Raw genomic sequence first — 26,782 nt, 5'->3', positions numbered from 1 at the left:
GCGCGATATAAACCGTCATATTTATTGCGAATCGTTGTAGTCAAATTTTTGAGTGACTGCGCTGCGATCGAATTTTTGTTGGAACACATGTCAGATTTGTGTCGTTTCTGCCCAACCAGACAATGTTTTTCGTGAAAAAATAACGCATGTCTATGTTCTTACAGGGAATGGTTTTTTCTTGAATAAACGTCATGAAAATGGCGTCATGCCGTTCGTCGGATTGCTTTGGGCTTTGAGTATCAAAATACTGACACCACTAATGTGGTATCACAAAATGCGCGCGACTTCACATAACTAGAAAAGTTCAAGGTCAGCAGAGCGCTGGCCTTTTTATCGCCTTTAAAGCGCAGATCAGGGTGGGGGAGGGGCAGAACGTGAGTCGAGCAGATGACATTTCAAGACTATTCAACAAGCTGGGCGTCAGCCCCAGCGGCTACCGGGAGATCGACTTCGTCCACGAGTACATCGAGGACGCAATAGAGGTCCTGGAAACGCCTGCCGTTGCTATCGACTTGCCTGTGCTCGTTCAAACGCCTACCCGGCCTGTGGTTGCCACTGTCATTGACGAAGCCCCGTCGGCGCCGTTGTTGCGCTTGCTGGAAGAGCTGAACCACGGTGAAGCCGACCACCTGCACCCGCCCGAAGTGGTAGAGGGGCCTCAAGGTGAGGTGTACTCGGAGCCGACCACGCCGAAAGTCGTGGTGGTGGTCTCGATCAAAGGCGGCGTCGGTCGCAGCACCCTCACTGCGGCGCTTGCCAGTGGGTTGCAGCGCCAGGGCCGCCCGGCGCTGGCCCTGGACCTAGACCCGCAAAATGCCTTACGTCATCACCTGTGCCTGGGCCTTGATATTCCCGGCATCGGTGCCACAAGCCTGCTGAATGAAGGCTGGGGCAACCTGCCCGAGCGCGGCTTTGCCGGTTGCCGGCTGGTAGCGTTCGGCAGCACCGACCATGAGCAGCAAAAGAGCTTGAATCGCTGGTTGGGCCAGGATGCCGAGTGGCTGGGCAAGCGCTTGGGCGGGCTCCAATTGAACGGCCAGGACACGGTGGTCATCGATGTCCCGGCCGGCAACACGCCATATTTGAGCCAGGCGATGTCGGTTGCCGACGCCGTGTTGGTCGTGGTGCAGCCGGACGTGGCTTCGTTCGGCGCCCTGGCGCAGATGGACGCGATGCTCGCGCCGTACCTTGAGCGTGAAAAACCGCCACAACGCTTCTACGTGATCAACCAGTTGGACGCTGCCCACCGCTTCAGCCTGGACATGGCCGAGGTGTTCAAGACGCGCCTGGGCAGTGCCTTGCTGGGCACGGTGCATCGTGACCTTTCGTTCAGCGAAGCCCAGGCCTATGGGCGTGACCCCCTCGACCCTACCGTCAACAGTATCGGCTGCCAGGACGTCCTCGCCCTGTGCCGCGCGTTGCTTGAACGCCTCGACTCGGACCTTCCATGAACGACAATACGTCCTCCACGCCCTTCGTCGAGGGGCGCGTAGAACGGCGCCTGAACGGCGCCATCGCGCGCTTCAATCGCTGGCCTGCAGTGCTGCGCATGTTGCTGGTGGTGGGCAGTTGCGTGCTCGGTGGCTTGCTGCTGCTGGCCATTATCTGCGCGCCACTGGACCTCGTGACTCAATGCCTGTTTGCCGCGGTGTGCTTCGTGGCGGTGCTGGTGCTGCGCAAGATTCCGGGGCGCCTGGCGATCCTCGCGCTGGTGGTGTTGTCGCTGGTGGCGTCGTTGCGCTACATGTTCTGGCGCCTCACCTCCACCCTCGGCTTTGAAACTTGGGTCGACATGTTCTTCGGCTACGGCCTGGTCGCGGCCGAGTTCTACGCCCTGGTCGTGCTGATCTTCGGCTACGTGCAGACCGCCTGGCCGCTGCGCCGCACGCCGGTGTGGTTGAAGACCGAGCCAGAAGAATGGCCAACGGTCGATGTGTTCATCCCCACCTATAACGAAGCGCTGAGCATCGTTAAGCTGACCATCTTCGCCGCCCAGGCGATGGACTGGCCCAAGGACAAGCTGCGCGTCCACGTGCTGGACGACGGCCGCCGCGATGACTTTCGCGACTTCTGCCGCAAGATCGGTGTGAACTACATTCGCCGCGACAACAACTTCCACGCCAAGGCCGGTAACCTCAACGAAGCGTTGAAGGTCACCGATGGCGAATACATCGCCCTGTTCGACGCCGACCACGTGCCAACGCGCTCCTTCCTGCAAGTGAGCCTGGGCTGGTTCCTCAAGGACCCGAAGCTGGCGATGTTGCAAACGCCGCACTTCTTCTTCTCGCCGGACCCGTTCGAAAAGAACCTCGACACCTTCCGTGCCGTCCCCAACGAAGGAGAGCTGTTCTACGGCCTGGTGCAGGACGGCAACGACCTGTGGAACGCCACCTTCTTCTGCGGCTCCTGCGCAGTGATTCGCCGTGAGCCGCTGCTGGAAATCGGCGGCGTAGCCGTCGAAACCGTGACTGAAGACGCCCACACCGCGCTCAAGCTCAACCGCCTGGGCTACAACACCGCTTACCTGGCGATCCCGCAAGCTGCAGGCCTGGCCACCGAAAGCCTTTCGCGCCACATCAACCAGCGGATTCGCTGGGCACGGGGCATGGCGCAGATTTTTCGCACCGACAACCCGCTGCTTGGCAAAGGCCTCAAGTGGGGCCAGCGCATTTGCTACGCCAACGCCATGCTTCACTTTTTCTATGGTTTGCCGCGCTTGGTGTTCCTCACCGCGCCGCTGGCCTACCTGGTGTTCGGCGCCGAGATTTTCCACGCGTCGGCATTGATGATCGTCGCCTACGTGCTGCCGCACTTGGTGCACTCCAGTCTGACCAACTCGCGGATCCAGGGGCGTTTTCGCCACTCGTTCTGGAACGAGGTGTACGAGACCGTACTCGCCTGGTACATCCTGCCGCCGGTGCTGGTGGCGCTGGTCAATCCCAAGGCTGGTGGCTTCAACGTCACCGACAAGGGCGGCATCATCGACAAGCAATTCTTCGACTGGAAGCTGGCGCGCCCGTACCTGGTGCTGTTGCTGGTGAACCTGGTCGGTATCGGTTTCGGCGTGCACCAGTTGATCTGGGGCGATGAGTCCACCGCCGTGACCGTGGTGATCAACCTGACCTGGACCCTCTATAACCTGATCATCACCAGCGCCGCCGTGGCCGTGGCGTCCGAGACACGCCAGGTGCGTTCCGAGCCGCGCGTGAGTGCGAAACTGCCGGTCAGCGTAATCTGTGCCGATGGCCGGTTACTCGCCGGTATCACCCAGGACTTCTCCCAGAACGGCTTTGGCCTGATCCTCAATGATGGACACTCCATCGGCCAGGGCGAACGGGTGCAATTGGTGCTGTCGCGAAATGGCCAGGACAGTCTGTTCCAGGCGCGGGTCGCGTTCAGTAAAGGTTCGCAGATCGGGGCGCAATTTGAATCGCTGTCGCTGCGCGAGCAAAGCGAGCTGGTACGCCTGACGTTTTCCCGCGCCGACACCTGGGCCGCCAGTTGGGGCGCCGGCCAGCCCGATACGCCGCTGGCGGCCCTGCGTGAAGTCGGTGGCATTGGCATTGGCGGCTTGTTCACCCTGTGCCGCGCCACCCTGCATGAATTGCGAATGGCCCTGCGCCGCACCCCCTCACAACCGCTCGACACGTTGATGGACAAGCCATGACTTCCACTTTGTTTTTTGCGCGCACGCGTATGCGCGCGGCACTCACGTTGATGATTGCCTCGCTGCTGGGCCTGAGCTCACTGGTACAGGCTGCCGAAAGCGCTTACAGCCTGACGCTCAAGCAGTTGGGCCGTCGCGACACCATGAACCTGCAGGGTGTGGAGTCGTCCGACAGCGTCAACTTCGACATCCGCGCCGACCAGGTGGTAACCGGCGCGCAAGTGCTGCTCAACTACAGCTACTCGCCGGCGTTGCTGGCTGACCTGTCGCAGATCAACGTGCTGGTCAACGATGAAGTGGCGGCCAGTATCCCGCTGACCAAAGAGGGCGCAGGCACTGCGCAACAGACGCTGGTGCAGATCCCGCCGCACCTGATCACCGAATTCAACCGCCTGCGCGTGCAGTTCATCGGTCACTACAGCATGTCCTGCGAAGACCCGTTGCATAGCAGCCTGTGGGCAAAAATCAGCAACAGCAGCGAGCTGAAACTGCAGGTGTCGCAGATCCAGTTGAAGAACGACCTGTCGGTGTTGCCGCTGCCGTTTTTCGACAAGCGCGATGCGCGCCAGCTCAGTCTGCCATTCGTGTTTGCCACCGCCCCGGACAACGCCACGCTGGAAGCGGCGGCCACCTTGTCGTCGTGGTTCGGCGCGCTGGCCAGCTACCGTGGCGCGACATTCCCCACCACCTACGGCTCGATCCCGGCCAAGGGCAATGCCATTGTGCTGGTGCTGAGCCCGAGTGCGGTCGACGTCAACGGTGTCAAGGTTGCACAGGCCACCGGGCCGACCCTGAACCTCATCGCCAACCCCAACGATCCGCAGGGCAAACTGCTGATCGTGTCGGGCCGCGACGGTGCCGAGCTCAAGCGTGCCGCCACCGCCGTGGCGCTGGGCAACCCGGTGCTGGCTGGCAGCAGCGTGGTGATCGACAAGCTCGAAAGCCTGGCGCCGCGTCGCCCCTACGACGCGCCGAACTGGGTGCCGAGTGATCGCCCGGTACGCCTCGGTGAACTGGTCGAGCTGAAAAAACTCAGCGTCGCAGGCTACAACCCGGGCGCCATCAACGTCGACTTCCGCCTGCCGCCCGACTTGTTCAACTGGCGTGAAGAAGGCGTGCCGCTGCACCTCAAATACCGCTACACACCGCAGCAGGTGTCGACAAACTCGTCGTTGCTGGTGGGTATGGATGACCTGTTCATGAAGTCCATGCCGTTGCCGTCGATCACCAGCCTGGCGGACGGCAAGACCCTGCTGAGCATGCTGCAGACAGATAACACGCTGCCGCGCGAAGCCACTGTGCTGCTGCCGATCAGCTCGGCGTCACCGATGTCCAAGCTGCAACTGCGCTTCATGTACGACTACATAAAAGAAGGCGAATGCCGCGACATCATCGTCGATAACATGCGCGGCACCATCGACCCGGATTCGAGCCTGGACATCAGCGGGTACCAGCACTTCATCGCCATGCCTAACCTGGGTGTGTTCAACGATGCCGGCTTCCCGTTCACGCGCCTGGCGGACCTCTCCGAGTCGGCCGTGGTCTTGCCGGACACCTTCGGCACAGAAGAGCTGAGCGCCTACCTCACCATCCTCGGTCGCTTTGGCGAGTCCACCGGCTACCCGGCCACTGCGGTCAAGGTGGTGCAGGCCAAGGACGTGCAAAGCGTGGCCGACAAAGACTTGCTGGTGATTGCCACCGGTGCTGACCAGCCGTTGTTCAAGCAGTGGCAGCAGTACTTGCCGGCCAACATTGACGGGGCGCAGCAGCACTTCAAATTGTCCGACCTGCCGCGCTACGTGAGCAACTGGGTCAGCCCTGACGACGAGGCCAACAAGCACGCCGCCAACGCCGCGATCAGTCTCAGCAGCTTGAGCACCAGCACCTGGTTTGCCGGCTTCGAGTCGCCGCTCAAGGCGGGTCGCAGTGTGGTGTTGATTTCCAGCACCAAGCCCGAAGGCCTGCAGGCCGCGACGGCCGTATTGATCGGCGGTGACCAGTTCAAGGACACCATCCAGGGCAGCCTCGCGGTGGTGCAAGGTACGCAGGTCAGTTCACTGGTGGCCGACCAGCAGTATTACGTTGGCAAGCTGGGGCTCTTCAAGCAGGTGCAATGGCGCCTGTCGCAGAACCTGGGCTGGATGCTGCTGTTCACCTTCCTGGGCCTGGCGATCGTGAGCTCCCTGGTCTACCTGTCCCTGCGGGCACGTGCAAAACGGCGGTTGGCATGATGCGTAAAGCCGGTTGGGTGGCGTTGGGCGTCGCGCTCTTCGCCGGCGCGGCCCAGGCGCAGACGTGCGACGCGCAGTGGCCGTTGTGGCAGAACTACGCGACGCGCTTTGTGCAGGATGATGGGCGGGTGTTGAACTCGTCGCTGAACCCCAGCGAAAGCAATTCCGAAGGCCAGTCCTATGCGATGTTCTTTGCCCTGGTGGGCAACGACCGTGCGCGTTTTGACAAGCTCTGGACCTGGACCAAGGCCAACATGGCCGGCAACGACATCACCCGCAACCTGCCAGGCTGGCTGTGGGGCAAGAAGAAGACTGGCGAGTGGGGCGTGATCGACGCCAACTCTGCCAGCGACGCTGACCTGTGGGTGGCCTACGCGCTGCTGGAAGCGGCGCGGGTGTGGAATGTGCCGCAGTACCGCGCCGATGCGCAGCGGGTGTTGGCCAATGTCGAAAAGACGTTGATCGTGCGCGTACCGGGCCTGGGCAAGATGCTGTTGCCGGGGCCGGTAGGTTACAGCTACCCCGACGGGTTGTGGCGTTTCAACCCCAGCTACCTAGTGCTGGCGCAGTTGCGACGCTTCCACAAGGAACGTCCCGACGGTGGCTGGAACGACGTGGCCGAGAGCAATGCCAAGATGCTCGCCGACCCCAAGAGCAACCCCCACGGTATCGCCGCCAACTGGGTCGGCTACCGCGCTACCGGCGCGAATGCCGGCGTGTTTGTGGTCGACCCGTATTCCGATGACCTCGGCAGCTACGACGCCATCCGCACTTACCTGTGGGCCGGCATGACCGCCAAGGCTGATCCGCTGGCGGCGCCGATGCTCAAGGCGTTGGCTGGCTTTTCACGTGCGACGGCGGCGTCTCCCAGTGGCTTTCCGCCGGAGAAGATCCACGTGCTCAGCGGTGCAGCCGAAAACAACAACGGCTTTTCGCCGCTGGGCTTCTCGGCCTCGGCCCTGGTGTTCTTCCAGGCGCGTGGCGAAACGGCCCTGATGCAACTGCAGAAAAACAAGCTGGACGACGTGCTGGGCAAAGCCATGGCCCCGTCGGCGCCCGATAGCGCGCAGCCGGTGTATTACGACTACATGCTCAGCCTGTTCAGCCAAGGCTTTACCGATCAAAAGTACCGCTTCGAACAGGACGGTACGGTCAAATTATTCTGGGAGGGCGCATGCGCCGTCACACGCTAGCCCTCGCGATAGTGGCTGCCCTGGTGTCCAGCGCCAGCCTCGCCGCGACCACTGACCCCCAAACCTTGCTGATCGAACAGGGTTACTACTGGCAGTCGAAGAAAAACCCGGAACGGGCCACCGAGTCCTGGCAGAAGCTGCTGGGCCTGAGCCCTGAGCAGCCGGACGCGCTGTACGGCCTGGGCCTGATCCAGGTGCAAAAGCAGCACCCGGATGAGGCGCAAAAGTACCTGGCCCGCCTGCGCGCGATTTCGCCGCTACCACGCCAGGCGTTGCAGCTTGAGCAGGACATCCTGGTCAACGTACCCGCCAATGCCAAGTTGCTGGAGCAGGCCCGTGAGCTGGGCGAACCGGTGGAAGAGCGCGAACAGGCTGTCGCGCTGTACCGCCAGATTTTCCAGGATCGCCAGCCTCAAGGCTTGATCGCCCGTGAGTATTACAACGCCCTGGCCTTCACCCCCAAGGGCACTGCCGAAGGTATCGCCGGCTTGCAACGAGTGACGCGTGAGCGGCCGGATGACGCGATTGCCGCGTTGTTCCTGGCTCGGCACCTGGCGCGCAACCCCGGCACCCGTGTCGAAGGGATCCGCGCCATGGCACGCCTGGCGCCCAACAACGAAGTCGGCGGCGCCGCTGACGAAGGCTGGCGCTTTGCGTTGGTCTGGCTCGGCGCGCCCAGCCGTGACCAAGTGCCATTGTTCCAGGAATTCCTTGCCAAGCACCCGGACGACAGCGAGATCCGTGAGCTGATGAACAAGGGCATCGCCCAGGGCAAAGGGGACGGTGGCTGGCAGCGTGATCCGAAGCTGGTCAAGGCATTCAAGGCCCTCGACGCGGGTGACCTGAAAACCGCCGAGCCATTGCTGGCGGCGCGCCTGGCGGAAAAATCAAACGATGTCGATGCCCTCGGCGGTATGGGCGTGTTGCGCCAACAGCAGCAGCGCTTCAGCGAAGCGGAGAATTACCTGGCCCAGGCCACCCGCTTGCCTGGCGGTGCGGCCTGGCAAAAAGCCCTGAATGACGTGCGTTACTGGAGCCTGCTCAAACAGGCCAGGGACGCGCAGAATGCCGGCCGCAGCAGCCAGGCCCGCGACCTCGCCGCGCAGGCCGAGCGCCTGAACCCGAGCCGGGCGGATGCCACCGTGGCCCTCGCTGGTTTCCAGGCCCAGGACAATCAACTCGACGCCTCCGAAGCCAGCTACCGCAAAGTGCTGGCGCGCAACCCAGGCGATGCGGACGCGTTGAATGGCCTGATCGGCGTGCTGTCGCAATCCGGTCGTCCGGAAGAAGCCTTGAAGCTGATCGACTCGGTGTCTGCAGCGGACCGCGCCAAGCTGTCCTCCAACGTGAAAATCAAGGCCCTGCGAGCGACCCAGTTGGGCAAGGTCGCCGATCAGCGTGGCGACTTGAAGGCCGCGCAAGCCGCGTACCAACAGGCGCTCGACGCCGACCCAGAAAACCCCTGGACGCGTTTCGCCCTGGCACGGGTTTACTTGCGCGACGGGCAGATTCGCAATGCCCGCGCCTTGCTTGACGGCCTGCTCAAAAGCCAGCCCAACCAACCGGACGCGCTGTACACCAGTACCTTGCTGTCGGTTGAACTGGACGAGTGGAAAGCCGCCGATGCAACACTGTCGCGCATTCCTGCCGGCCAGCGCACCGCTGATATGAATGAGTTGGCGAGTGACATCGCTCTGCACAAGCAGACCGAAATCGCGATCGAAAGCGCTCGCCGTGGCCAGCGCCCGGAAGCCCTGGCCTTGCTGGGACGCAGCGCGACGCTGGCAGGTAAAAAGCCCGAGCGTCTGGCGGTGTTGGCATCTGCCTACGTGGACGTTGGCGCGCCGGAAGAGGGCTTGCAGATTATGCAAGGTGTGCTGGACAGCACGCCTGATCCGACTGCCGACCAGAGGCTGCTCTACGCGGGTGTACTGCTCAAGGCCAACCACTACACCGAGGCCGGCGACATCCTGCGCGGCATGCAGGGCCAGCCGCTGAGTGATGCCGGGCGTCAACGCTACGAAGACCTGATCTTCCAGTATCGGGTCAAGCAAGCCGATGCGTTGCGCGAGAAGAACGACCTGGTGGCAGCCTACGACATGCTCTCGCCGGCACTGGTGCAGCGGCCCCATGACACCTCGGCCATTGCCGTACTGGCGCGTATGTATGCCGACGGCGGCGACGGCAAGAAAGCCATGGCGCTTTACGAACCGCTCGTGCAGCAGAACCCCAATAACGCGCGCCTGCAACTGGGCCTGGCCGGTATCGCCTTGAAGGGCGGTAACCGTAGCCTGGCCGAGTCGGCCACCGACAAGGCGCTGCGGCTCGACCCGACCAGTGCCGAGACGCTGACGACGGCGGGGCAGATCTACCAGGGCCTGGGCCGCAATGCCGAAGCAGCGGAGTTGTTGCGTCGCGCCCTGGCGATTGAAAACACCCAGCGGACCCAGGCGCGTTCGGCCCTGGCGGACGCGCAAGGCGTGGCGTACAACCCATTTGTTGGCCTGCCGGGTCAGCGCCGCCAGATCACCGACCTGGCCGTTGACCGTGGCGCGGTGCCTCCGCCGATCGACGCGCCGGCCAACGTCATGCCCGCGCCGGTAACGACGCCTGGAAATACGGTAACCGCTGCCGGCTTTGCCCCTTCGAACAAACTGAGCGACCCGTTCGTGCCGCCTACGCGCATCGCCGCGTTGGACAACCCGACCCTGAGCCCGGCGCGCCGTGCCCTCGACGGTCTGCTGCGTGATCGTAGCCCGTACCTGGTGCAAGGCTTGAGCGTGCGCAGCAACAACGGTGAAAGTGGCTTGAGCAAAATCACCGATGTGGAAACACCCTTCGAGGCGCGTATGCCGGTGGGTGACTACAACGTGGCGTTGCGTGCGACGCCGGTGAGTTTGAGTTCCGGGACGGTCAAGGCCATCTCTGCGGCGCGCTTTGGCGCTGGTGCAGGTGAGGATGGCGCCAAGAGAGAAAACGGTGTCGGCCTGGCGGTCGCGGTCGAAGACCCGGCGCAAGGCGTCAAGGCCGACATCGGCGTCAGCCCGGTGGGCTTCACCTACAACACCGTGGTCGGTGGCGTGAGTGTGAATCGACCGTTCACCGAAGGTGGCAACCTGCGTTATGGCGTGAATGTTTCGCGGCGGCCGGTCACTGACAGCGTGACCTCGTTTGCTGGTTCGAAAGCACGGATCACTACCGCCGATGGCGAGGTCATCGAGAAGAAGTGGGGCGGTGTCACTGCCAACGGCGGGCGTGCAGAACTGAGCTACGACAATCAGGAAATGGGTGCCTACGGGTATGCGTCGTTACATCAATTGCTCGGCAATCACGTCGAAGACAATACGCGCATGGAACTGGGCAGTGGCGTCTACTGGTACCTGCGCAATACCCCAACCGACACCCTCACACTGGGCATCAGCGGCATGGCCATGGGTTTCAAGGACAACCAGGGTAACTACACCTACGGCAATGGCGGCTACTTCAGCCCGCAGCGCTTCTTCTCCCTGGCTGTTCCAGTGCGTTGGGCGCAGAGTTTCGATCGCTTCAGCTACGAGTTGAAAAGCTCGGTGGGCGTGCAGCATATCGCGCAAGATGGCGCCGATTATTTCCCGACGGAAAAAGACCTGCAGGAAGCGTTTGAAAACCCGAAATACAAAAGCAGCAGCAAGACCGGCATCGGCTACAGCCTCAACGCAGCCGCCGAATACCGTCTTACCTCACGCTTCTACCTGGGTGGCGAAGTCGGCGTCGACAACGCCCAGGATTATCGCCAGTACGTCGGCAACGCCTACCTGCGCTACCTGTTTGAAGACCTGAGCGGGCCTATGCCTTTGCCGGTCAGCCCTTACCGTTCCCCTTATTCGAATTGATTGATAGGAGTCATCCATGCCTGTTTCTGCAATTGCCGGCCTGACCCTGCTGGTACTCGGTGAAAGCCACTTGAGCTTCCCGGACCATTTGCTGGACCCGCTGCAAGCCAACCTCACCGCCCAAGGCGCCAAGGTGCACACCATCGGTGCCTGCGGCGCCGGTGCAGCCGACTGGGTCGTGCCAAAGAAAGTCGATTGTGGTGCCGAGCAGTTGCCGGGTGGCAAACCTCAGGTGTTCGGCAAAAACGCCATGAGCACCACGCCGGTCAAGGACCTGATCGCCAAGGACAAGCCGGACCTCGTGGTGATCATCATCGGCGACACCATGGCCTCCTACCCGGACCCGCAGTTCCCAAAAGTCTGGGCGTGGAAGAGTGTGACCTCACTGACCAAGGCTGTCAGCGAAACCGGCACCAAATGCGTATGGGTAGGCCCGGCCTGGGGCAAGGTCGGCAGCATGTACAAGAAGGATGACGCGCGCACCAAGTTGATGTCGTCGTTCCTGGCAACCAATGTGGCGCCATGCACTTACATCGACTCGCTGACCTTCTCCAAACCGGGCGAGTGGATCACCACTGACGGCCAGCATTTCACCATCGACGGCTACCAGAAGTGGGCCAAGGCCATCGGCGGCGCGCTGTCGGCATTGCCGGCGGATGCCGTGAAAGGAGCCAAGTGATGAAGCGCATCACTCTGGGCCTGGCGACCTTGCTCGCCAGTGTCAGCGCCTACAGCGCCGACATTCCGCTGTACCCCACCGGGCCGGAAAAAGACTCGGCGTTCCTGCGGTTTGCCAATGGCACCGCCAGCGAATTGAAACTGGTCGCCGACGGTTCCAAGGCCAGCCTGGTATTGGCGGGCGACAAGCTGGTTTCCGACTACCTGCCGGTATCGGGCGGCAGTGCTCCTATCAAGGGTGTGTTGAGCCAGGGCGACAAGACGGCTGACCTGAGCGTCACCGTGGCCCCGGGCGAGTTTGCCACGGTGGTCGCGGTGATGGATGCCAAAGGCGGCATTCGCCAAGTGGTGATCCATGAGCAACCGGATGATTTCAATGCGCTGAAAGCCTCCCTGGCGTTCATCAACGCCGACGCCGCGTGCGCCGACGCCAGTCTGGAAGCTGTGGCACAGAAGGCCGAGCTGTTCAAAAAGGTTGTTGAAGGTTCCGTGCAGCGCCGCATGATCAACCCGGTGGAACTGTCGGTGCAGCTCAAGTGCGCGGGGGCGCCGGTTGGCCAGCCGCTGACGTTCAGCCTCAAGGCCGGCGAACGCTACAGCGTGTTGGCGCTGCCATCCGCCACGGGCTCACGGTTGTTGTTCGCGCCTGATTCGCTCGCTAACTGATCAGGCCCGAACCACCATGGTCTTTGCCTCACTCGAATTCCTCACGCTGTTCCTGCCGGCCTTCCTGTTGATCTACGCCCTGGCTCGTCCGAGCTGGCGCAACGTCATCCTGTTGATCGGCAGCTGGTTGTTCTACGGCTGGTTGAGCCCGTTGTTCCTGTTCCTGCACATGGTGTTGACCTTGGTGGCATGGGTCGGCGGCTTGCTGGTGGATCGCTCCCGTGAGGACGGCAAAGGCCGGGTGCGCCTGTTGATCGCGTTGATCGTGTTCAACACGGCGGTGCTGTGTTGGTACAAGTACGCCAACATCGTCGCTGGCACTGTGAGCGAGGTGATCACTTGGTACGGTGCGATGCCGCTGGACTGGCAACGCGTGGCCTTGCCGGCCGGCTTGTCGTTCATCGTATTGCAGGCGATTTCCTACCTGGTGGATGTGCACCGGCATACGGTGCCGGTGGAGCGCAGCTTCATCAACTACGCCACCTATATCTCGATGTTCGGGCACTCGATTGCCGGTCCGATCATCCGTTACGACTGGGTTCGCCGCGAGCTGAACCAGCGTTATTTCAACTGGGCGAATTTCTCCCTGGGCGCGCGGCGCTTCATGATCGGCATGGGCATGAAAGTGCTGGTGGCCGACACCCTGTCGCCGCTGGTGGACATTGCCTTTCACCTGGAGAACCCAAGCCTGGTGGACGCCTGGATCGGTTGCCTGGCGTATTCGCTGCAACTGTTCTTCGACTTCGCCGGCTACAGCGCCATGGCCATCGGCCTGGGCCTGATGCTGGGCTTCCACTTCCCGGAAAACTTCAACCGGCCCTATCTGGCCAGCAGCATCCAGGACTTCTGGCGGCGCTGGCATTTGTCGTTGTCCAGCTGGTTGCGCGACTACCTGTACATCGCCCTGGGTGGTAACCGCGATGGCGTGTGGCGCACCTATCGCAACCTGTTCCTGACCATGGCGATCGCCGGCCTGTGGCACGGCGGCGACAGTTGGAACTACCTGCTGTGGGGTTCCGCTCACGGCGTGGCGTTGTGCGTCGACCGTGCGTGGTCGCGTTCGAGCTTGCCGAGCATTCCGCCGGTGCTGTCGCACATCTTCACCTTGCTGTTTGTGTGCCTGGCCTGGACCCTGTTCCGCGCGCCGGACTTCCACTCGGCGCTGACCCTGTACGCCGGCCAGTTCGGTATGCATGGCATAGGCCTGGGTGACGCGATGGCCGTGGCTATGCGCCCGGCCCATGGCATGGCGGCGTTGTTGGGCCTGGTGTGCATCATTGCGCCGATCTGGCAGGTGCGTTGCGAACAGCGTTTCGGCACCCAGCCGTGGTTTGTCCTGGCGGCTTCACTGTGGCCGGTGGCGGGGTTTGTGTTGTCGTTTGCGCTGATTGCCAGCCGCGACGCCGTACCGTTTCTGTACTTTCAGTTCTAAGGACGCCCGACCATGCCTGCTCCTACCGCGCCGACTCCACCGAGCGACTTGGCCGTTCGCACCAGTCCCCTGGCGGCCTGGGTGCTGGTGCCTTTTTTGGCGGCGGGGCTGTTGTCCTGCGCTTGGCTGATGGTGAAGGGGCCGATCAGTTATGTGCCGGCCAAGGTCGACAGCGACATGTTGCTCCATGGCGACCTGACCCATCGTTTTGCCAAGGAGCTGGCCAAGGCGCCGATGGCGATCCAGGCCGCCAACCTGGAGCGCGGCGGCAGCTGGCTGGTGTTCGGCGACACAGGGCCGCGCGTGCGTCCGGGTTGCTCCGGCTGGCTGTTTATCAGCGATGAGCTGCGCATCAACCGCCATGCCGAGGGCAATGCCCAGACCAAGGCCCAGGCGGTGATCGACCTGCAAAAACAACTGAGTCACAAAGGCATCGACCTGCAAGTGGTGGTGGTGCCGGACAAGAGCCGCATCGCCGCCGCCCAGCGCTGTGGCCTGTACCGCCCAGCCGTGCTCGATAGTCGAATCCGCGATTGGACCGCCGCGTTGCAAGCGGCTGGTGTTTCCGCTCTGGACCTCACGGATACACTCAAGCCCTTGGGCGCCGAAGCCTATCTGCGCACGGACACCCACTGGAGCGAAACCGGCGCTAACGCCGGTGCCCAGGCCCTGGCGCAGCGTATCCAGAAACGCGGTATCAAGGCCACGCCCGAGCAAAGCTTCGACATCACCCAGGCGCCGCTCGCCGTGCGCCCAGGTGACCTGGTGCGGCTGGCCGGTCTCGATTGGTTGCCGCCCAAGCTGCAGCCGCCCGTCGAGTCGGTCGCGGCCAGCACGGCCCATGAAACCGCAGGCGCCACCAGCAATGCCGACGACCTGTTTGGCGACGCGGGCCTGCCCAATGTGGCGCTGATCGGCACCTCGTTCTCGCGTAATTCCAATTTCGTCGGTTTCCTGCAAAAGGCCCTGAATGCGCCTGTGGGTAACTTCAGCAAAGACGGGGGGGAATTCTCGGGCGCGGCCAAGGCTTACTTTGAAAGCCCGGCCTTCAAGCAAACACCACCAAAGTTGCTGATTTGGGAAATTCCAGAGCGGGATCTGCAAACGCCCTACGATTCGATCAGCATTGGTCAGTAATTTGACGATCTGCCGTTTGTCTAAAAAATAGACAACCACATCATCAAAATAATGACACTTTTATGCGCTTGAAGCAGACTGCCTGCACTAGGGCGACCACAAAAAGACCTGCGGTAAGCAGTCGTATCAGCTGACCTTCTCACGTCTTTGAGCTTCGCCGTGATGAGGAATTCGCTATGAGCTTTACCGATGGCCTTCTCGTGCTGCTTGGCAAGGATGTCAGCCGTGACGTCCAGGGATTGAATGCGCGCTTGCATTTTTTTGGCAGCATCCCTGTGGATGACGGCACCCCGTTTCCCCCGCAAACACCCAGTGCAAGTGCGCAGTCCCAGCCGGTGGATAAGGCGTTGCGGCGTCCGTGTGTGGTGGCGTTGGTGTCGGTTAATGGTGGAGTGGGGCGCAGTACCCTGGCCACAGCGTTGAGCAGCGGCCTGCAGCGCCTTGGCGAGTCGGTGGTCGCCATCGATCTGGACCCACAGAACGCCCTGCGGATGCACTTCGGAGTCAGCCCGAGTTCGCCGGGTATCGGCCCGACCAGCCTGCGCAATGCGCATTGGGACACGCTCCAACAACCCGGCTTTGTCGGCAGTCGCGTGATTACCTTTGGCGACACCGACCTGCGCCAGCAGGATGACCTGCAACGCTGGCTCAAGCATGAGCCGGACTGGCTGGCGCAACGCCTGGCCGCCTTGGACCTGAGCGCCCGTCATACCGTGATCATCGACACCCCTGCCGGTAACAACGTCTATTTCCATCAAGCCTTGAGCGTGGCCGATGTGGTGTTGGTGATCGCCCAGGCCGATGCCGCCTCTCTGGGCACCCTGGACCAGCTCGACGGGCTGCTGGCGCCGCACCTTGAGCGCGAGCATCCACCCCACGTTCATTTTGTGCTCAACCAACTGGATGAAGACAATGCCTTCAGCCTTGATATGGTCGAGGCGTTCAAGCAGCGCCTGGGCGCTAAAGAACCACTGGAAGTGCACCGCGACATGGCGATCAGCGAGGCATTGGCGTTTGGCGCCGACCCCATGGACAGTCAGGAATTGACCTTGGCCGGGGACGATATCAATGAGCTTTGCCGCCTGTTGATCGCACGCAGAAAACACCTATAAATCGCGCTTTATACGGTTAACGCCAGATGCTTATGCACAATCGGTTGGATGGCGGTGTCATCAAACAGCCCTTTTGTGGAGGCGTTCTCATCACACCGCAACTGCCTGTTTTACGTGCGTTTTATTTTGTGAACAAAAAATGACCAGCCTGGCTTTTGCCCTGTAGCGTAGATGGCTACAGGCTCCGTAAAGAATCCATCAACAGAGTTATCCACAGGCTGCACGGCGACAATTTTGCCCCTTAATCGCGCTCGGCAAGCACCATCAGGTTGCGCGGCGTCAATGCGGGTTCGCAGAAGATGCCTACGTCGACCTTGTAGCCGTTTTCGCCAAGAAATAGCGCCCGATCCAGCACCAGCCATACCTCCAGTGGGCGCCGAAACAGACCACGCAGCAATTCCAGGTTCCTGACCTCGGCCAGGCGATGCCAGCCGTGTGCTTCAAGGGCCGCCCAATCCTGTTCACCTGTGGATAAGCCTTTGAGGCTTGCCAGCTCCCGGCAGTAGTCCGCGAAGGGTTTGTCGAGCCAACCGGCCGGCAGGGAGGGTGTTGGCAGGTACTCGTCCAGACCGCGCAGTTCACGTTGCAGCTGATCGAAACCCAGGCGCCGCGCCATGGACCTGTCCCGCTGCCAGCGCACGCGTTTGCCGGCGGTGACGGTTCCGCTCAGCGGCAGGCCGAGGTCATCCAGCGACAGTTGCAGGTGTGAGGCACGGCCTGCGTGGGACAGTGGCTGGTAGATGTCGGCATGGATGCGGTTGTAGCAGCAGGGCGCCAAGGCCAGTTGTTTGCAGCCGGCCGCACTGGCCAGTCGCAGCAGGCGCACATGCAGGTCGCCGCAGGCGTGCAGGGCGACGGGCGTGTGTTCAGGGCCAATCTCAACGTCCGTCATGACGTCTTGCAGGCGATGGGTAACGGCCAAATCGTGGTGGTCGCTCAAGGCCTGGCCTGCAGCGATCAACGCCGGGTCATACTCCAGGCACGTCAGGGCCTGATCGTCTTGTAGCAGGCGGCGACCCAGGTGGCCCTTGCCCGCGCACCAGTCCAGCCAATGCGTGGGCGTCTGCGCAAACTGCAGCGCAGCGCCAAAGGCTTCTATCTGTTCCCATTTGCGACCCGGCACATCGACGTTCAGGCGATGGCGAGCGGTAGGCAGCGGATGCGTCGGTAACTTATCCACAGCACTGAGCTGACGAGCCTGCGCAGCGAGCTGTGGAAAAGGCGCCGGTGCCGGCAGGTCGTGGGGATGGTTGTGACTGGCTTCGGCATCGTCCAACGAGCGTTGGCGCAGCCACTGGGCGAGTGCGAGGTGCTGGGTTTCCCAAGGCAAGTGCAGATGAGTAAAGGGCCGTGGTTTCCACAGCCCTTGGTGCTCGATCAGAAACGCATCCAGCGCCTGGAAGCGTGCTTCAACGTCCTTGGCAGGCATCGACGCGCAGCCAGCGTTCCAGCAGTTTGAAGCCGCGTACCAGCAGGTACGCCATTAACAGGTAGAACAGGCCGGCGGCGAAGAAGATCTCCACCGGCAAATAGGTACGGGCAATGATGGTCCGCGCCATGCCGGTCAATTCCAGCAGGGTGACGGTACTGGCCAGGGCGCTGGCCTTGAGCATCAGGATCACTTCGTTGCTGTACGCCGGCAGGCCGATGCGCGAGGCGCGCGGCAGGATGATGTAGAACAGCGTCTTGGGCTTGGACATGCCCAGTGCGCGCGCCGCCTCAATCTCGCCCGGCGGAATGGCCTGGATCGCGCCGCGCAGGATCTCGGCGATGTAGGCGGCGGTGTGCAGCGTCATGGTGGCAGTGGCGCACCAGAACGGATCGCGCAAGTAGGGCCACATGAAACTCCCGCGCACCGAGTCGAACTGCGCCAGGCCGTAATAGACCAGGAACAACTGCACCAGCAGGGGCGTGCCACGAAAGAAGAAAATGTAGGCATAAGGCACAGCGCTGATATACCAGCGCCGTGAAGAGCGGGCGATACCCAGCGGGATTGCCAGCAGCAGGCCGGCGATCACTGCAATGGCTACCAGCTCCAGGGTAAGGGTGGCGCCCTGCGCCAATTTGGGTAGCCACTTGATGATCACGGCCCAGTTCAGGCCCAGATCGAAATGCGCCAGCCAGCTGTAGTCGCCGCTCATTGGGTGCTCCTCGCAAAGCCGCGGGCGGCGCGTTTTTCCAGGAAGTGCATGCCGGTCATGGCCAGTACGGTCAGGCCCAGGTACATGAAGGCGGCGACCATGAAGAAGGTGAAAGGCTGCTTGGTGACGGTCACGCCGATCTGCGCATGGCGCATGATTTCTTCCAGGCCGATCACCGATACCAGCGCGGTGTCTTTCATCAGGATCATGAACAGGTTGCCCAGGCCGGGCAGGGCGATGCGCCACATCTGCGGCATGATCAGCCGGGTGAAGATCCGGAACTTCGACAGCCCCAGCGCGACACCGGCTTCGCGGTGGCCCTTGGGAATGGCGAGGATCGCGCCACGGAACACTTCCGTCGCGTAGGCTCCAAAGCACAGGCCCAGGGCGATCACACCGGCGGCAAAGGCGCTGAGGGAAAGGTCGGGGTCGCCGAAGAACTCACCGAGGGCACGCATCAGGTTGACCGTGCCGAAATAAATCAGCAGCACCCACAGCAATTCGGGGATGCCACGCACAATGGTCGAATAGGCACCGCCTAGCCATTGCAGCGGCTTGTACGGCGAAGTCTTGGCCAAGGCACCGGCCAGGCCGAGCACCAGCCCCAGGCACAGGGCCGTGAGCGCCAGTTTGACGGTCATCAGCGCGCCAGCGGCAAGCGCCGGGCCGAATCCGTAGAGATCGAAATTCATGGTGTTTTCATATCGCGGCAGGCATTGCAAAAAGCCGACGCGCTCAACTGAGCGCGCCGGGCATACCGTTCAGATCATTCGATGCTGAAAGGGAAGTACTTGTCGTTGATCTTCTTGTAGGTGCCGTCTGCCTTGATCTCCGCCAGGGCTTTGTTCAGGCGCTCGCGCAGTGGGTCGCCCTTGCGTACGGCGATACCGATCTTGTCGCTCTCTACAACTGGGTCGCCCTTGAACTCGTAGGCGGAACCGTCTTTGCTCTTGAGCCATTCGTACTGCACGTACTTGTCGGCGAGGATGCCGTCCAAGCGACCGGAGGTCAGGTCGAGGTAGGCGTTTTCCTGGGTGTCGTACAGCTTGGCTTCGGTATCCGGCAGCTTGTCTTCCAGGTAAGTACCGGCCAACGTCGCGCGTTGTGCACCGATGACTTTGCCTTTGAGGTAAGCGGCGTCGGTCTTGAAGTCGGCGGTGGCTTTAGGCGCGATGAATTGCAGCTTGTTGGAGTAGTACGGGTCAGTGAAGTCGACGGCCTGCTTGCGCTCGTCGGTGATCGACAGCGAGGACACCAGGAAGTCGAACTTCTTGGCGTTCAGAGCCGGGATGATGCCGTCCCAGTCGGACACATACACTTCGCACTTCTCGACTTTCATCTTGGCGCACAGGGCGTCGCCGATGTCTTTGTCAAAGCCGACGACATTGCCGCTGGCGTCTTTATTGTTGAACGGCGGGTAAGCCGCTTCGATCCCCATTTTCAAGGTTTCTGCCATGGCCGTGGCGCTGAACGCCATCGAGACGGCCGCGGCCAGAAGGAATTTTTTATAGTTCTGCATGCATGTTGCTCCGTTAGCGGTTGCTGGACATGAATTGTTTGCAGCGCGCCGAAAGCGGGTTTTCAAACACCTGCTGTGGCGATCCTTGCTCTTCGACCAGGCCCTGGTGCAGGAACACCACTTCACTGGACACCTGGCGGGCGAAGCCCATTTCATGGGTGACCAACAGCATGGTGCGGCCTTCTTCGGCCAGCGCGCGGATCACATTAAGTACTTCCTGAACCATTTCCGGGTCAAGGGCCGAAGTCGGCTCGTCGAACAGGATGACTTTAGGCTGCATCGCCAGGGTGCGCGCGATGGCCGCCCGTTGTTGCTGGCCGCCGGACAATTGCGCGGGGTAGGCGTGGCGCTTGTCGGCGATGCCGACCTTGTCCAGCAGGGCTTCGGCGACTTCGATGGCCTCGGCCTTGCTCTGGCCGAGCACACGGCGAGGAGCCTCGATGATGTTGTCGAGGATGCTCATGTGCGGCCACAGGTTAAAGTTTTGAAACACAAAACCGATTTCGCTGCGCAGGCGGTTGATCTGCTTGCCGTCGGCGGCCATCAGCTCGCCATTTTTCGCAGCCTTGAGCTTGAGTTCTTCGCCGGCCACCAGGATCTGGCCCTGGTGCGGGTTTTCCAGCAGGTTGATGCAGCGCAGGAAGGTGGACTTGCCGGAACCGGAGGAACCCAGGATCGAGATCACATCGCCGTCGCGAGCGGTCAGCGAGATACCTTTGAGTACCTCCAGCTCACCATAGCGTTTATGCAAGTTGCGGATTTCAAGCGCGGGCGCGGCCTCGGCCATGTGGGGTCCTCATTGTGTTCGTTGCGATCGTCGCTGTTGGGCCGCCTTCCTGGCGAGGCGCCAAGCTAGCATAGCGTCTTGACGGCAGCCAACAGCGTGGCGGGCGGTAATCAGGTGGTGTGCGGCAGGGTGTCGCATCGGCACAGCAGCGTGTCGCGCCATCAACAACCGAGCAGCCGTTTGAACCCGAAATACCACAGGCTTCGCGTAAAAAAGGGCGCGATGGTGCCAGCTTTGGCCGGGTGTTGGAAGGGTTAACCGGGCAAACGGTGCATATCAGCCCTTTTGTGGGGCGTCACATACTTTTTGTGTGTGTTTATGGTGCGTTTGTTCGTCGTATATGTGGGTCGCACGGTAACGCTATAGCGGAATGCCATTGTTCTCAATGACTTGCGACGGTTGTTGAATCGTCCTACAGCCCGCGTCAATCGCGGCTCTGTAACATTTTGGCGCAAATCTTGCGTAAAAAATAAAGAACGCCCTGTTGGTTTCTTTTCACGAGAAAGATCCCGGGCCGGGCCGACCGTTTTCGCAATTCCTCGCAAAGGTGTGTCAATGAGTAGTACGCAAAGCTCCAATGACCTCGAACAGGGGCTCAAACCGCGGCACGTCACCATGCTGTCGATTGCCGGCGTCATCGGTGCCGGTTTGTTTGTCGGCTCCGGCCACGCGATTGCTGCCGCCGGCCCGGCTGTACTGCTGGCGTACGCCGCGGCGGGTACGCTGGTGGTATTGGTGATGCGCATGCTGGCCGAAATGGCCGTGGCGTCGCCGGACACCGGTTCGTTCTCTACTTATGCCGACCGCGCCATCGGTCACTGGGCCGGGTTTACCATCGGTTGGTTGTACTGGTGGTTCTGGGTGCTGGTGATTCCGCTGGAGGCCAACGCTGCCGCGACTATCCTGCACGCCTGGTTCCCGGATGTGGCCATCTGGGCCTTCACCCTGATCATCACCTTGCTGCTGACAGCAACCAACCTGTTCAGCGTGAAGAACTACGGCGAATTCGAGTTCTGGTTTGCGTTGATCAAGGTCGTGGCGATTGTGGGCTTTGTGATCCTGGGCCTAGCCGCGATTTTTGGCTTCCTGCCGACCAGCCAGGTCAGCGGTGTTTCCCATCTGTTCGACACCCAAGGCTTTATGCCAAACGGCATGGGTGCAGTCCTTGCGGCGATCCTGACCACCATGTTCTCGTTCATGGGCACCGAGATCGTCACCATTGCCGCCGCTGAATCGAAGAACCCTGGGCAGCAAATCACCAAGGCCACCAACTCGGTGATCTGGCGGATTGGTTTGTTCTACCTGCTGTCGATCTTCATCGTGGTGTCCCTGGTGCCGTGGAATGACCCGACCCTGGCGGCCGTGGGTTCCTACCAGACTGTGCTTGAGCGTATGGGCATCCCGAACGCCAAGCTGATCGTCGACCTGGTGGTACTGGTCGCCGTGACCAGCTGCTTGAACTCGGCGCTGTATACCGCTTCGCGCATGCTGTTCTCCCTGGGCCGTCGCGGTGACGCACCGGCCGTGGCCAAGCGCACCAACAAGAGCGGCACGCCTTACTGGGCGGTATTGTTGTCCACCGGCGCAGCGTTCCTGGCGGTGTTCGCCAACTACGTGGCCCCGGCTGCGGTATTTGAATTCCTGCTGGCCAGCTCCGGCGCCATCGCGTTGCTGGTGTACCTGGTGATCGCCGTGTCGCAACTGCGCATGCGCCAGAAACGCGCGGCGGCGGGCGAGAAGATTGTCTTCAAGATGTGGCTGTTCCCAGGCCTGACCTACGCGGTGATGGTGTTCATCGTCGGTACGCTGACCATCATGCTGTTCCAGGAAGCGCACCGGGTCGAGATCATCGCGACCGGTGTGCTGAGCGTGCTGGTGGTGGCGGCGGGGTTGTTTGTGTCCAGCCGGCGCAAGGCGCAGAGAGCGGGTGCAGCCGTACTGAACTGACGGCGTGCGGTAAAAAATGTGGGAGCGGGCTTGCTCGCGAAAGCGGTGTATCAGTGGATGAATCTGTTAACTGACACTCCGCATTCGCGAGCAAGCCCGCTCCCACATTTGGTTCTGCGTCAGTCTTGCGAACTGGTCAGCGCTTGGGAGGCCGCAACGTAATCCGCCTGGAATTGCGGCGACTCGATCCACGCCAGTGCGGCGGCTTCATCGTCGGTGTCCGTGGCCCACTGCCAGTACTCGATCAATGCCGCAAGAATGAAGTCGGTGGCTTCCTCTTCGCCTTCCTGCTCAAGCACCAGTGCCAGCAAGGGATGGGCCAGGAATACGGCGCACAGCGCCTGCTGGCTGGTCTCGCCTGCGGTGCGCATCTCTACAAACAGCTCAGTCAAATCCACTGACTCCAGGTCGATGCGGCTGTCGTCACCTGCAAACGCATCCGGCTTGGTCGCGACGGCGCGCTGGGTACGGTTTTGCTTGGCCTTGGCCTTTGCCCGGTGGGCACGTTTTTGCTGCTTGTTCGGCGAGGCCATGGGCTCAACATCCTAGGGTTCTGGGTCTGAGTGGAGTATTGAAGCGCAGGTTGGGGGAAATCCCAAGGGTATCTGCAGTTGATGGGTCGTTTTGAAGCCACGCCAACGCAATCGGCCACAGCCGGTCCTGATACTCGCTGCGAAAAAATGCGAAATGTCCGACTTCCTTTTCGCCTATGTCTTCAGGCGCGATGCGCAGGTGAGTGCACTCACTGCTGTCGAAGTAACCCAGTAGCCGTTCAATGGCAGCTACGGTTCCGAAGGGATCATCGGTGATGCTGATCGCCAGTATCTGCGCCTTCACGCGGCTGAATGGCAGTTCGCCCAGGTCTCGCCCGCTGGGTCGCGTTTCATACCTGGGCGACGGCGTGCTCCAGTCTCGCACCACGCCCGCGGGTGTGTCTTCCAGCCAGCCCAGGCGCTTGCCGGGGAAGTGCCCGCACAGCGCTGTCACCAGCGGCATCGCTACATGCCACTTGGCGAACATCCGCCAACGCACGCTCGCCGCATAGTCGCGCCAGTACGCAAACTGAGCGCCCACGGTCACCATCCGCCGGATCACCGCACCCGACGCCCCGAGCCCGGCCGCGCAGCCACCGAAGCTGTGACCAACGACATCAATCGGCTGTCCTGGAAATTCCCGCTGTGCTCGCTGCAACATCGCCTCGAAATCCAATACACCCCAGTCCGACCACGAGGCTTTGAAGCCGCGCAGCGAGCCATTGCGGGATTCGCCGATGCCACGGTAGTCGTAGGTGATGACGTCGAAGCCGTTGGCGAACAGGTAATCGGCGAAGCGGGAGTAGTGACGGCAGCGCACGGAGGTGGCGGCGTTGATGATGACGACCGGACGTTCAAGGTCGGTGCGCGGGTGGCGCCAGGTAAAGCCGCCCAGCATGTAGCCGTCGGCGGCAGGCTCGTGGAAAGCGTCCAGGGTGGGGGGGATTGGAAGGTTCATAGGGCTACTGGGTCCTTGCGCCTCAGGTGAGGGAGTGCAGGCTCACGCGTTTTTTATAAGACGTCGAACTTAACAAATTTCGCGCATCGTGATTGCGCAGATTGTCAGGGTGCTCGACCTTACCGCCCTGGGTGCTTAGGCTGTCGGCCTTATGATCCATCCGAGCCAGCCTTATGACGCGCGACGCCCTCGAACACAACCAGATCCCGGTCTATTTTGCCGCCGTTCTGCTGGCCGTCGTCTTCGGCCTGCTCGCGCCCTCATTCGCCCACGGCCTCAGCGCGTTGGTCACCCCCGCTATCGCGGTGCTGATGTACGCGATGTTCCTGCAAATCCCCTTCCTGGACCTGCGCCAAGGCTTGGGCAACAAGCGTTTCCTGTCGGCATTGTTGCTGGCCAATTTCATCCTCGTTCCCTTACTGGTGTGGGCGTTGACCCAAAGTCTGGTGGGTCGCCCGGTCCTGTTGGTGGGGGCGTTGCTGGTATTGCTGACGCCGTGCATCGACTACGTGGTGGTGTTCACCCACATCGGCAAGGGCGATTCACGGTTGATGCTGGCGGCGACGCCGGTGCTATTGCTGCTGCAGTTGGCGCTGTTGCCGCTCTATTTGAGCCTGATGCTCGGCGCGCAATCCGAGGTGGTGGTCCAGGCGCAGCCGTTTGTAGAGGCGTTCCTCTTGTTGATCGTGGTGCCGATGATTCTGGCGGTGGTCACAGTGTCGCTGGCACGGCGATCATCGATGGTCAGTGTCTGGAGCAGTGCCTGGGCGTGGTTGCCGGTGCCGGCGATGGCGCTGGTGTTGTGTGTGGTGATCGCCTCACACATCACGTCGGTGGTGCGGGATATGAGCCTGCTGTTGCCGGTGATCCCGGTGTATATCAGCTTTTTGTTGTTGGCGCCGCTGATGGGTGCGATGGCGTCGCGGCTGTTTGCGCTCCCCGCCGCTACGGCGCGGGCGGTGACGTTCAGCGCTTCGACGCGTAACTCGTTGGTGGTGCTGCCCTTGGCGCTGGCGCTGCCCGAGGATGTGCGTGGCTTGGCGGCGACTGCGGTGATCCTGCAAACCTTGGTCGAGCTCGTTGGTGAGTTGATTTACGTTCGGTTGATCCCTAGGTGGGTGTGGCCCGCAGGTCGGTAAAAACGGCAATCTTCAGGTTTGTTCAGGCGCTATTCAGCAGGGCGGTCTGCACCATAAGTCGGCGCCCCTTACCTGACAGGTCAACCGATGGATCACCGCAACCGTTTCCGCCTGGAGTCACTGGGCATTTTCCTGTTTGCTCTTGTGTTGTTCACCTTCGGCATCTGGGATCAGCAGCCCCAGGGTTTTGACGGGCGCTGGGCGCTGTTCCTGCAGGAAATGTTTCGCCATGGCGCGAGTTTTTTCCCGACCACCTACGGGCAGCCCTACGCGGATTACCCCGGCACTGCGACCTTCTTCAGCTTTTTGTTTGCCCGACTGTTTGGCGCGCCGAATCATTTGGCGAACGTATTGCCCACCGCCCTGGCGTCCGCTGGGGTGGTGGCGGTGATGTATCGCCTGCTGGTCCCGGCGAATCGCCAGTGGGCGCTGCTCACCGTGTTATTGACCTTGCTCACCACTCAGTTGCTGGAAAAATCCCGGTCGGTGTGCCTGGACCAGATGGTGGCGTTGTTGTGTGTCGGCAGTTTCTACCTGCTGCACAGCGGCGGACGCTGGCGGCGGCTTGCGGTGTTCCCGCTGTTCATCCTGGGCTTTGCGATACGCGGGCCGTTGGGCTTGATCGAGGTCTGTGGCGTGGTCTGCGTCTATTGGGCACTGGGCAAGCCTGGTGAGCGGGTCAGGCAGGTGCTGATCCACGGTGTCATGGGCCTGGTATTGCTGGCGGCCTGTTGGTGGGTGCTGGTGAAGTTGGCGCGCGTCAGTGGCGGTGATGCCTTTGCCGATGAGGTGTTCAAGATGCAGGTGGGCGGGCGCCTCGATGAGACCGGTGAGCCGTTCTATTTCTACTTCCAGCTGAGTTTGTACCGCTACTTCCCGGTGGTGCCGTTGGCGCTGGCCACAATGATTGCGCTGCGTCATCGCTGGTCCGAGCGGTTCGCGGGCGATATGCAGTTAGTGGTGCGGCTAGGGGCCTGCGGCTTGATGATTTTGCTCGGGCTGTCGGTGCCGCATTTCAAGCGCGCCTATTACATCCTGCCCATGGTGCCGATGTTCGCCGCTGTCGCCGCCTATGGGCTTCTCCAGGCGCAAGGTTGGCTCGTTGGCGTGCGTCGCACCTACGAATGGCTTGTCGCAGCGCTGCCGGCGTTGTGCGTGGTTGTAGTCCTTGTCTGTCGGCATGGGTGGCAGAAGCATGGTTATTGGCCTGACGTTTCGCTACCGCTGCTGATCGGCGGGCTGGTGGTGCTGCAGATCGCGGCACTGATCGCCTGGCGTCGGGTGGGGCGGCTGGTGTGGCTCAGCCTGATCGCATTGACCGCGCAATGGCTGCTGTTGGTGACGGTGGTTGAACCGGCGAAGGATCTGCAATTCGATACCCGGCAATTTGTCGGCCGAGTCGAGGCGCTGCGAGGCGCTCAGCCGGGGCCGCTGGTGTTTATCAACCTGGGCCGGGACACCTGGGCGGTGCGCTACGTGATGAACCTGGATCACGATGAGTACCCGGTGTTCATCGCAAGCAGCGAGATCGCGCGACTGGAAGCTTTGCCTCGGCCAGCCTGGGTGATCGTCTCGCGCAAGGAAACCGCGTTGTTGAAAGGCACGCCTCTGGAGCAGTTGGCGCCAAGGTTTGAAGGGCGGTTGAATGACAACCCGCTGATGGTATTTTTACTGAAGTGAATCGGCAGCTTGAGTCGAACGAGGAGGGCGCCCGGTTTGCGATTGAGTTCGGCGGACGCTGCTCGGAGACAAAAATCACAGGCAACAAAA

At 61.6% G+C, this 26,782-nt stretch carries 20 protein-coding genes; 13 read left to right on the top strand and 7 right to left on the bottom strand.

Annotated features, from left to right (window positions below; all coding sequences use genetic code 11):
* The first annotated feature begins 374 nt into the window (after positions 1-374).
* From bcsQ (CWC48_RS08975) to bcsQ (CWC48_RS08930), 10 genes are all read left to right on the top strand, one after another.
* Positions 375-1,451, top strand: a complete 1,077-nt coding sequence (gene bcsQ / locus CWC48_RS08975; protein ID WP_256581627.1) for a cellulose biosynthesis protein BcsQ — start codon at positions 375-377, stop codon at positions 1,449-1,451.
* Positions 1,448-3,667 (top strand): UDP-forming cellulose synthase catalytic subunit, encoded by a 2,220-nt coding sequence (bcsA, locus tag CWC48_RS08970; RefSeq protein WP_078046433.1) that lies wholly within the window; start codon positions 1,448-1,450, stop codon positions 3,665-3,667. The genes bcsQ (CWC48_RS08975) and bcsA overlap by 4 nt, the downstream gene beginning before the upstream one ends.
* Positions 3,664-5,898 carry a cellulose biosynthesis cyclic di-GMP-binding regulatory protein BcsB gene (bcsB, locus tag CWC48_RS08965; protein ID WP_100491711.1) on the top strand — a complete coding sequence of 745 codons (2,235 nt, stop codon included), beginning with the start codon at positions 3,664-3,666 and terminating at the stop codon, positions 5,896-5,898. Before bcsA ends, bcsB begins: the two co-directional genes overlap by 4 nt.
* A complete protein-coding gene (bcsZ, locus tag CWC48_RS08960; RefSeq protein ID WP_100491710.1) occupies positions 5,895-7,091 on the top strand; it encodes a cellulose synthase complex periplasmic endoglucanase BcsZ in 1,197 nt (398 codons plus the stop codon). The genes bcsB and bcsZ overlap by 4 nt, the downstream gene beginning before the upstream one ends.
* Entirely contained in the window at positions 7,073-10,963 is a 3,891-nt protein-coding gene (locus CWC48_RS08955) for a cellulose biosynthesis protein BcsC (protein ID WP_100491709.1), read from the top strand. Before bcsZ ends, CWC48_RS08955 begins: the two co-directional genes overlap by 19 nt.
* A 16-nt stretch (positions 10,964-10,979) precedes the next feature.
* On the top strand, positions 10,980-11,642 hold the full coding sequence (locus tag CWC48_RS08950) for an SGNH/GDSL hydrolase family protein (protein ID WP_078046437.1): 663 nt from the start codon (positions 10,980-10,982) through the stop codon (positions 11,640-11,642).
* Positions 11,642-12,307, top strand: a complete 666-nt coding sequence (locus CWC48_RS08945; RefSeq protein ID WP_100491708.1) for an alginate O-acetyltransferase AlgF — start codon at positions 11,642-11,644, stop codon at positions 12,305-12,307. The genes CWC48_RS08950 and CWC48_RS08945 overlap by 1 nt, the downstream gene beginning before the upstream one ends.
* A 16-nt stretch (positions 12,308-12,323) precedes the next feature.
* Positions 12,324-13,739 carry an MBOAT family protein gene (locus CWC48_RS08940; RefSeq protein ID WP_100491707.1) on the top strand — a complete coding sequence of 472 codons (1,416 nt, stop codon included), beginning with the start codon at positions 12,324-12,326 and terminating at the stop codon, positions 13,737-13,739.
* A 12-nt stretch (positions 13,740-13,751) separates the two neighbouring features.
* On the top strand, positions 13,752-14,876 hold the full coding sequence (locus tag CWC48_RS08935; RefSeq protein WP_100491706.1) for a cell division protein FtsQ: 1,125 nt from the start codon (positions 13,752-13,754) through the stop codon (positions 14,874-14,876).
* A gap of 176 nt (positions 14,877-15,052) precedes the next feature.
* On the top strand, positions 15,053-15,988 hold the full coding sequence (gene bcsQ, locus CWC48_RS08930) for a cellulose biosynthesis protein BcsQ (protein WP_100491705.1): 936 nt from the start codon (positions 15,053-15,055) through the stop codon (positions 15,986-15,988).
* Between the two features lie 241 nt (positions 15,989-16,229).
* On the opposite strand, the gene CWC48_RS08925 is transcribed toward bcsQ (CWC48_RS08930), so the two are convergent.
* The 5 genes from CWC48_RS08925 to CWC48_RS08905 form a co-directional block, all read right to left on the bottom strand.
* Complete coding sequence (locus tag CWC48_RS08925; RefSeq protein ID WP_100491704.1) at positions 16,230-17,417, bottom strand: methyltransferase; 1,188 nt, start codon at positions 17,415-17,417, stop codon at positions 16,230-16,232.
* The gene (locus tag CWC48_RS08920) at positions 17,398-18,087 is read right to left on the bottom strand and encodes an ABC transporter permease (RefSeq protein WP_078050854.1); all 690 of its coding nucleotides are present in this window, start codon (positions 18,085-18,087) and stop codon (positions 17,398-17,400) included. The genes CWC48_RS08925 and CWC48_RS08920 overlap by 20 nt, the downstream gene beginning before the upstream one ends.
* 38 nt (positions 18,088-18,125) lie before the next feature.
* Positions 18,126-18,821, bottom strand: coding sequence for an ABC transporter permease (locus CWC48_RS08915; RefSeq protein ID WP_078046443.1), 696 nt, complete (start codon positions 18,819-18,821; stop codon positions 18,126-18,128).
* Positions 18,822-18,895: 74 nt separating this feature from the next.
* Positions 18,896-19,648, bottom strand: coding sequence for an ABC transporter substrate-binding protein (locus CWC48_RS08910; protein WP_003187758.1), 753 nt, complete (start codon positions 19,646-19,648; stop codon positions 18,896-18,898).
* Positions 19,649-19,661: 13 nt separating this feature from the next.
* Positions 19,662-20,435, bottom strand: coding sequence for an ABC transporter ATP-binding protein (locus CWC48_RS08905; protein ID WP_078046444.1), 774 nt, complete (start codon positions 20,433-20,435; stop codon positions 19,662-19,664).
* Between the two features lie 555 nt (positions 20,436-20,990).
* On the opposite strand from CWC48_RS08905, the gene gabP reads away from it, so the two are divergent.
* Entirely contained in the window at positions 20,991-22,382 is a 1,392-nt protein-coding gene (gene gabP / locus CWC48_RS08900; protein WP_100491703.1) for a GABA permease, read from the top strand.
* A gap of 119 nt (positions 22,383-22,501) precedes the next feature.
* On the opposite strand, the gene CWC48_RS08895 is transcribed toward gabP, so the two are convergent.
* Together CWC48_RS08895 and CWC48_RS08890 are read right to left on the bottom strand one after the other, a co-directional pair.
* On the bottom strand, positions 22,502-22,915 hold the full coding sequence (locus CWC48_RS08895) for a hypothetical protein (RefSeq protein WP_100491702.1): 414 nt from the start codon (positions 22,913-22,915) through the stop codon (positions 22,502-22,504).
* A gap of 4 nt (positions 22,916-22,919) precedes the next feature.
* Positions 22,920-23,873 carry an alpha/beta fold hydrolase gene (locus tag CWC48_RS08890; RefSeq protein WP_100491701.1) on the bottom strand — a complete coding sequence of 318 codons (954 nt, stop codon included), beginning with the start codon at positions 23,871-23,873 and terminating at the stop codon, positions 22,920-22,922.
* Positions 23,874-24,046: 173 nt separating this feature from the next.
* Between CWC48_RS08890 and CWC48_RS08885 the strand changes: the two genes are divergently transcribed.
* Positions 24,047-25,012, top strand: a complete 966-nt coding sequence (locus CWC48_RS08885; RefSeq protein ID WP_100491700.1) for an arsenic resistance protein — start codon at positions 24,047-24,049, stop codon at positions 25,010-25,012.
* Positions 25,013-25,099: 87 nt separating this feature from the next.
* Positions 25,100-26,692 (top strand): glycosyltransferase family 39 protein, encoded by a 1,593-nt coding sequence (locus CWC48_RS08880; protein WP_100491699.1) that lies wholly within the window; start codon positions 25,100-25,102, stop codon positions 26,690-26,692.
* Positions 26,693-26,782: the final 90 nt, after the last annotated feature.

It is taken from the genome of Pseudomonas sp. S10E 269 (assembly GCF_002798465.1).
Taxonomy (GTDB): Bacteria; Pseudomonadota; Gammaproteobacteria; order Pseudomonadales; family Pseudomonadaceae; genus Aquipseudomonas; species Aquipseudomonas pergaminensis.
This window is presented reverse-complemented; position numbering and strand designations above follow the sequence as displayed.

Excerpts from the sequence above, each read along its gene's own strand:
- CWC48_RS08935 (WP_100491706.1), top strand. The coding sequence starts at position 13,752 with ATGCCTGCTCCTACCGCGCCGACTCCACCGAGCGACTTGGCCGTTCGC.
- gabP (WP_100491703.1), top strand. The coding sequence starts at position 20,991 with ATGAGTAGTACGCAAAGCTCCAATGACCTCGAACAGGGGCTCAAACCG.
- CWC48_RS08945 (WP_100491708.1), top strand. The coding sequence starts at position 11,642 with ATGAAGCGCATCACTCTGGGCCTGGCGACCTTGCTCGCCAGTGTCAGC.
- CWC48_RS08940 (WP_100491707.1), top strand. The coding sequence starts at position 12,324 with ATGGTCTTTGCCTCACTCGAATTCCTCACGCTGTTCCTGCCGGCCTTC.
- CWC48_RS08905 (WP_078046444.1), bottom strand. The coding sequence starts at position 20,435 with ATGGCCGAGGCCGCGCCCGCGCTTGAAATCCGCAACTTGCATAAACGC.
- CWC48_RS08885 (WP_100491700.1), top strand. The coding sequence starts at position 24,047 with ATGACGCGCGACGCCCTCGAACACAACCAGATCCCGGTCTATTTTGCC.
- CWC48_RS08895 (WP_100491702.1), bottom strand. The coding sequence starts at position 22,915 with ATGGCCTCGCCGAACAAGCAGCAAAAACGTGCCCACCGGGCAAAGGCC.
- bcsB (WP_100491711.1), top strand. The coding sequence starts at position 3,664 with ATGACTTCCACTTTGTTTTTTGCGCGCACGCGTATGCGCGCGGCACTC.
- bcsZ (WP_100491710.1), top strand. The coding sequence starts at position 5,895 with ATGATGCGTAAAGCCGGTTGGGTGGCGTTGGGCGTCGCGCTCTTCGCC.
- CWC48_RS08925 (WP_100491704.1), bottom strand. The coding sequence starts at position 17,417 with ATGCCTGCCAAGGACGTTGAAGCACGCTTCCAGGCGCTGGATGCGTTT.
- CWC48_RS08950 (WP_078046437.1), top strand. The coding sequence starts at position 10,980 with ATGCCTGTTTCTGCAATTGCCGGCCTGACCCTGCTGGTACTCGGTGAA.
- CWC48_RS08955 (WP_100491709.1), top strand. The coding sequence starts at position 7,073 with ATGCGCCGTCACACGCTAGCCCTCGCGATAGTGGCTGCCCTGGTGTCC.
- CWC48_RS08880 (WP_100491699.1), top strand. The coding sequence starts at position 25,100 with ATGGATCACCGCAACCGTTTCCGCCTGGAGTCACTGGGCATTTTCCTG.
- CWC48_RS08890 (WP_100491701.1), bottom strand. The coding sequence starts at position 23,873 with ATGAACCTTCCAATCCCCCCCACCCTGGACGCTTTCCACGAGCCTGCC.
- CWC48_RS08915 (WP_078046443.1), bottom strand. The coding sequence starts at position 18,821 with ATGAATTTCGATCTCTACGGATTCGGCCCGGCGCTTGCCGCTGGCGCG.
- CWC48_RS08910 (WP_003187758.1), bottom strand. The coding sequence starts at position 19,648 with ATGCAGAACTATAAAAAATTCCTTCTGGCCGCGGCCGTCTCGATGGCG.
- bcsQ (WP_100491705.1), top strand. The coding sequence starts at position 15,053 with ATGAGCTTTACCGATGGCCTTCTCGTGCTGCTTGGCAAGGATGTCAGC.
- bcsA (WP_078046433.1), top strand. The coding sequence starts at position 1,448 with ATGAACGACAATACGTCCTCCACGCCCTTCGTCGAGGGGCGCGTAGAA.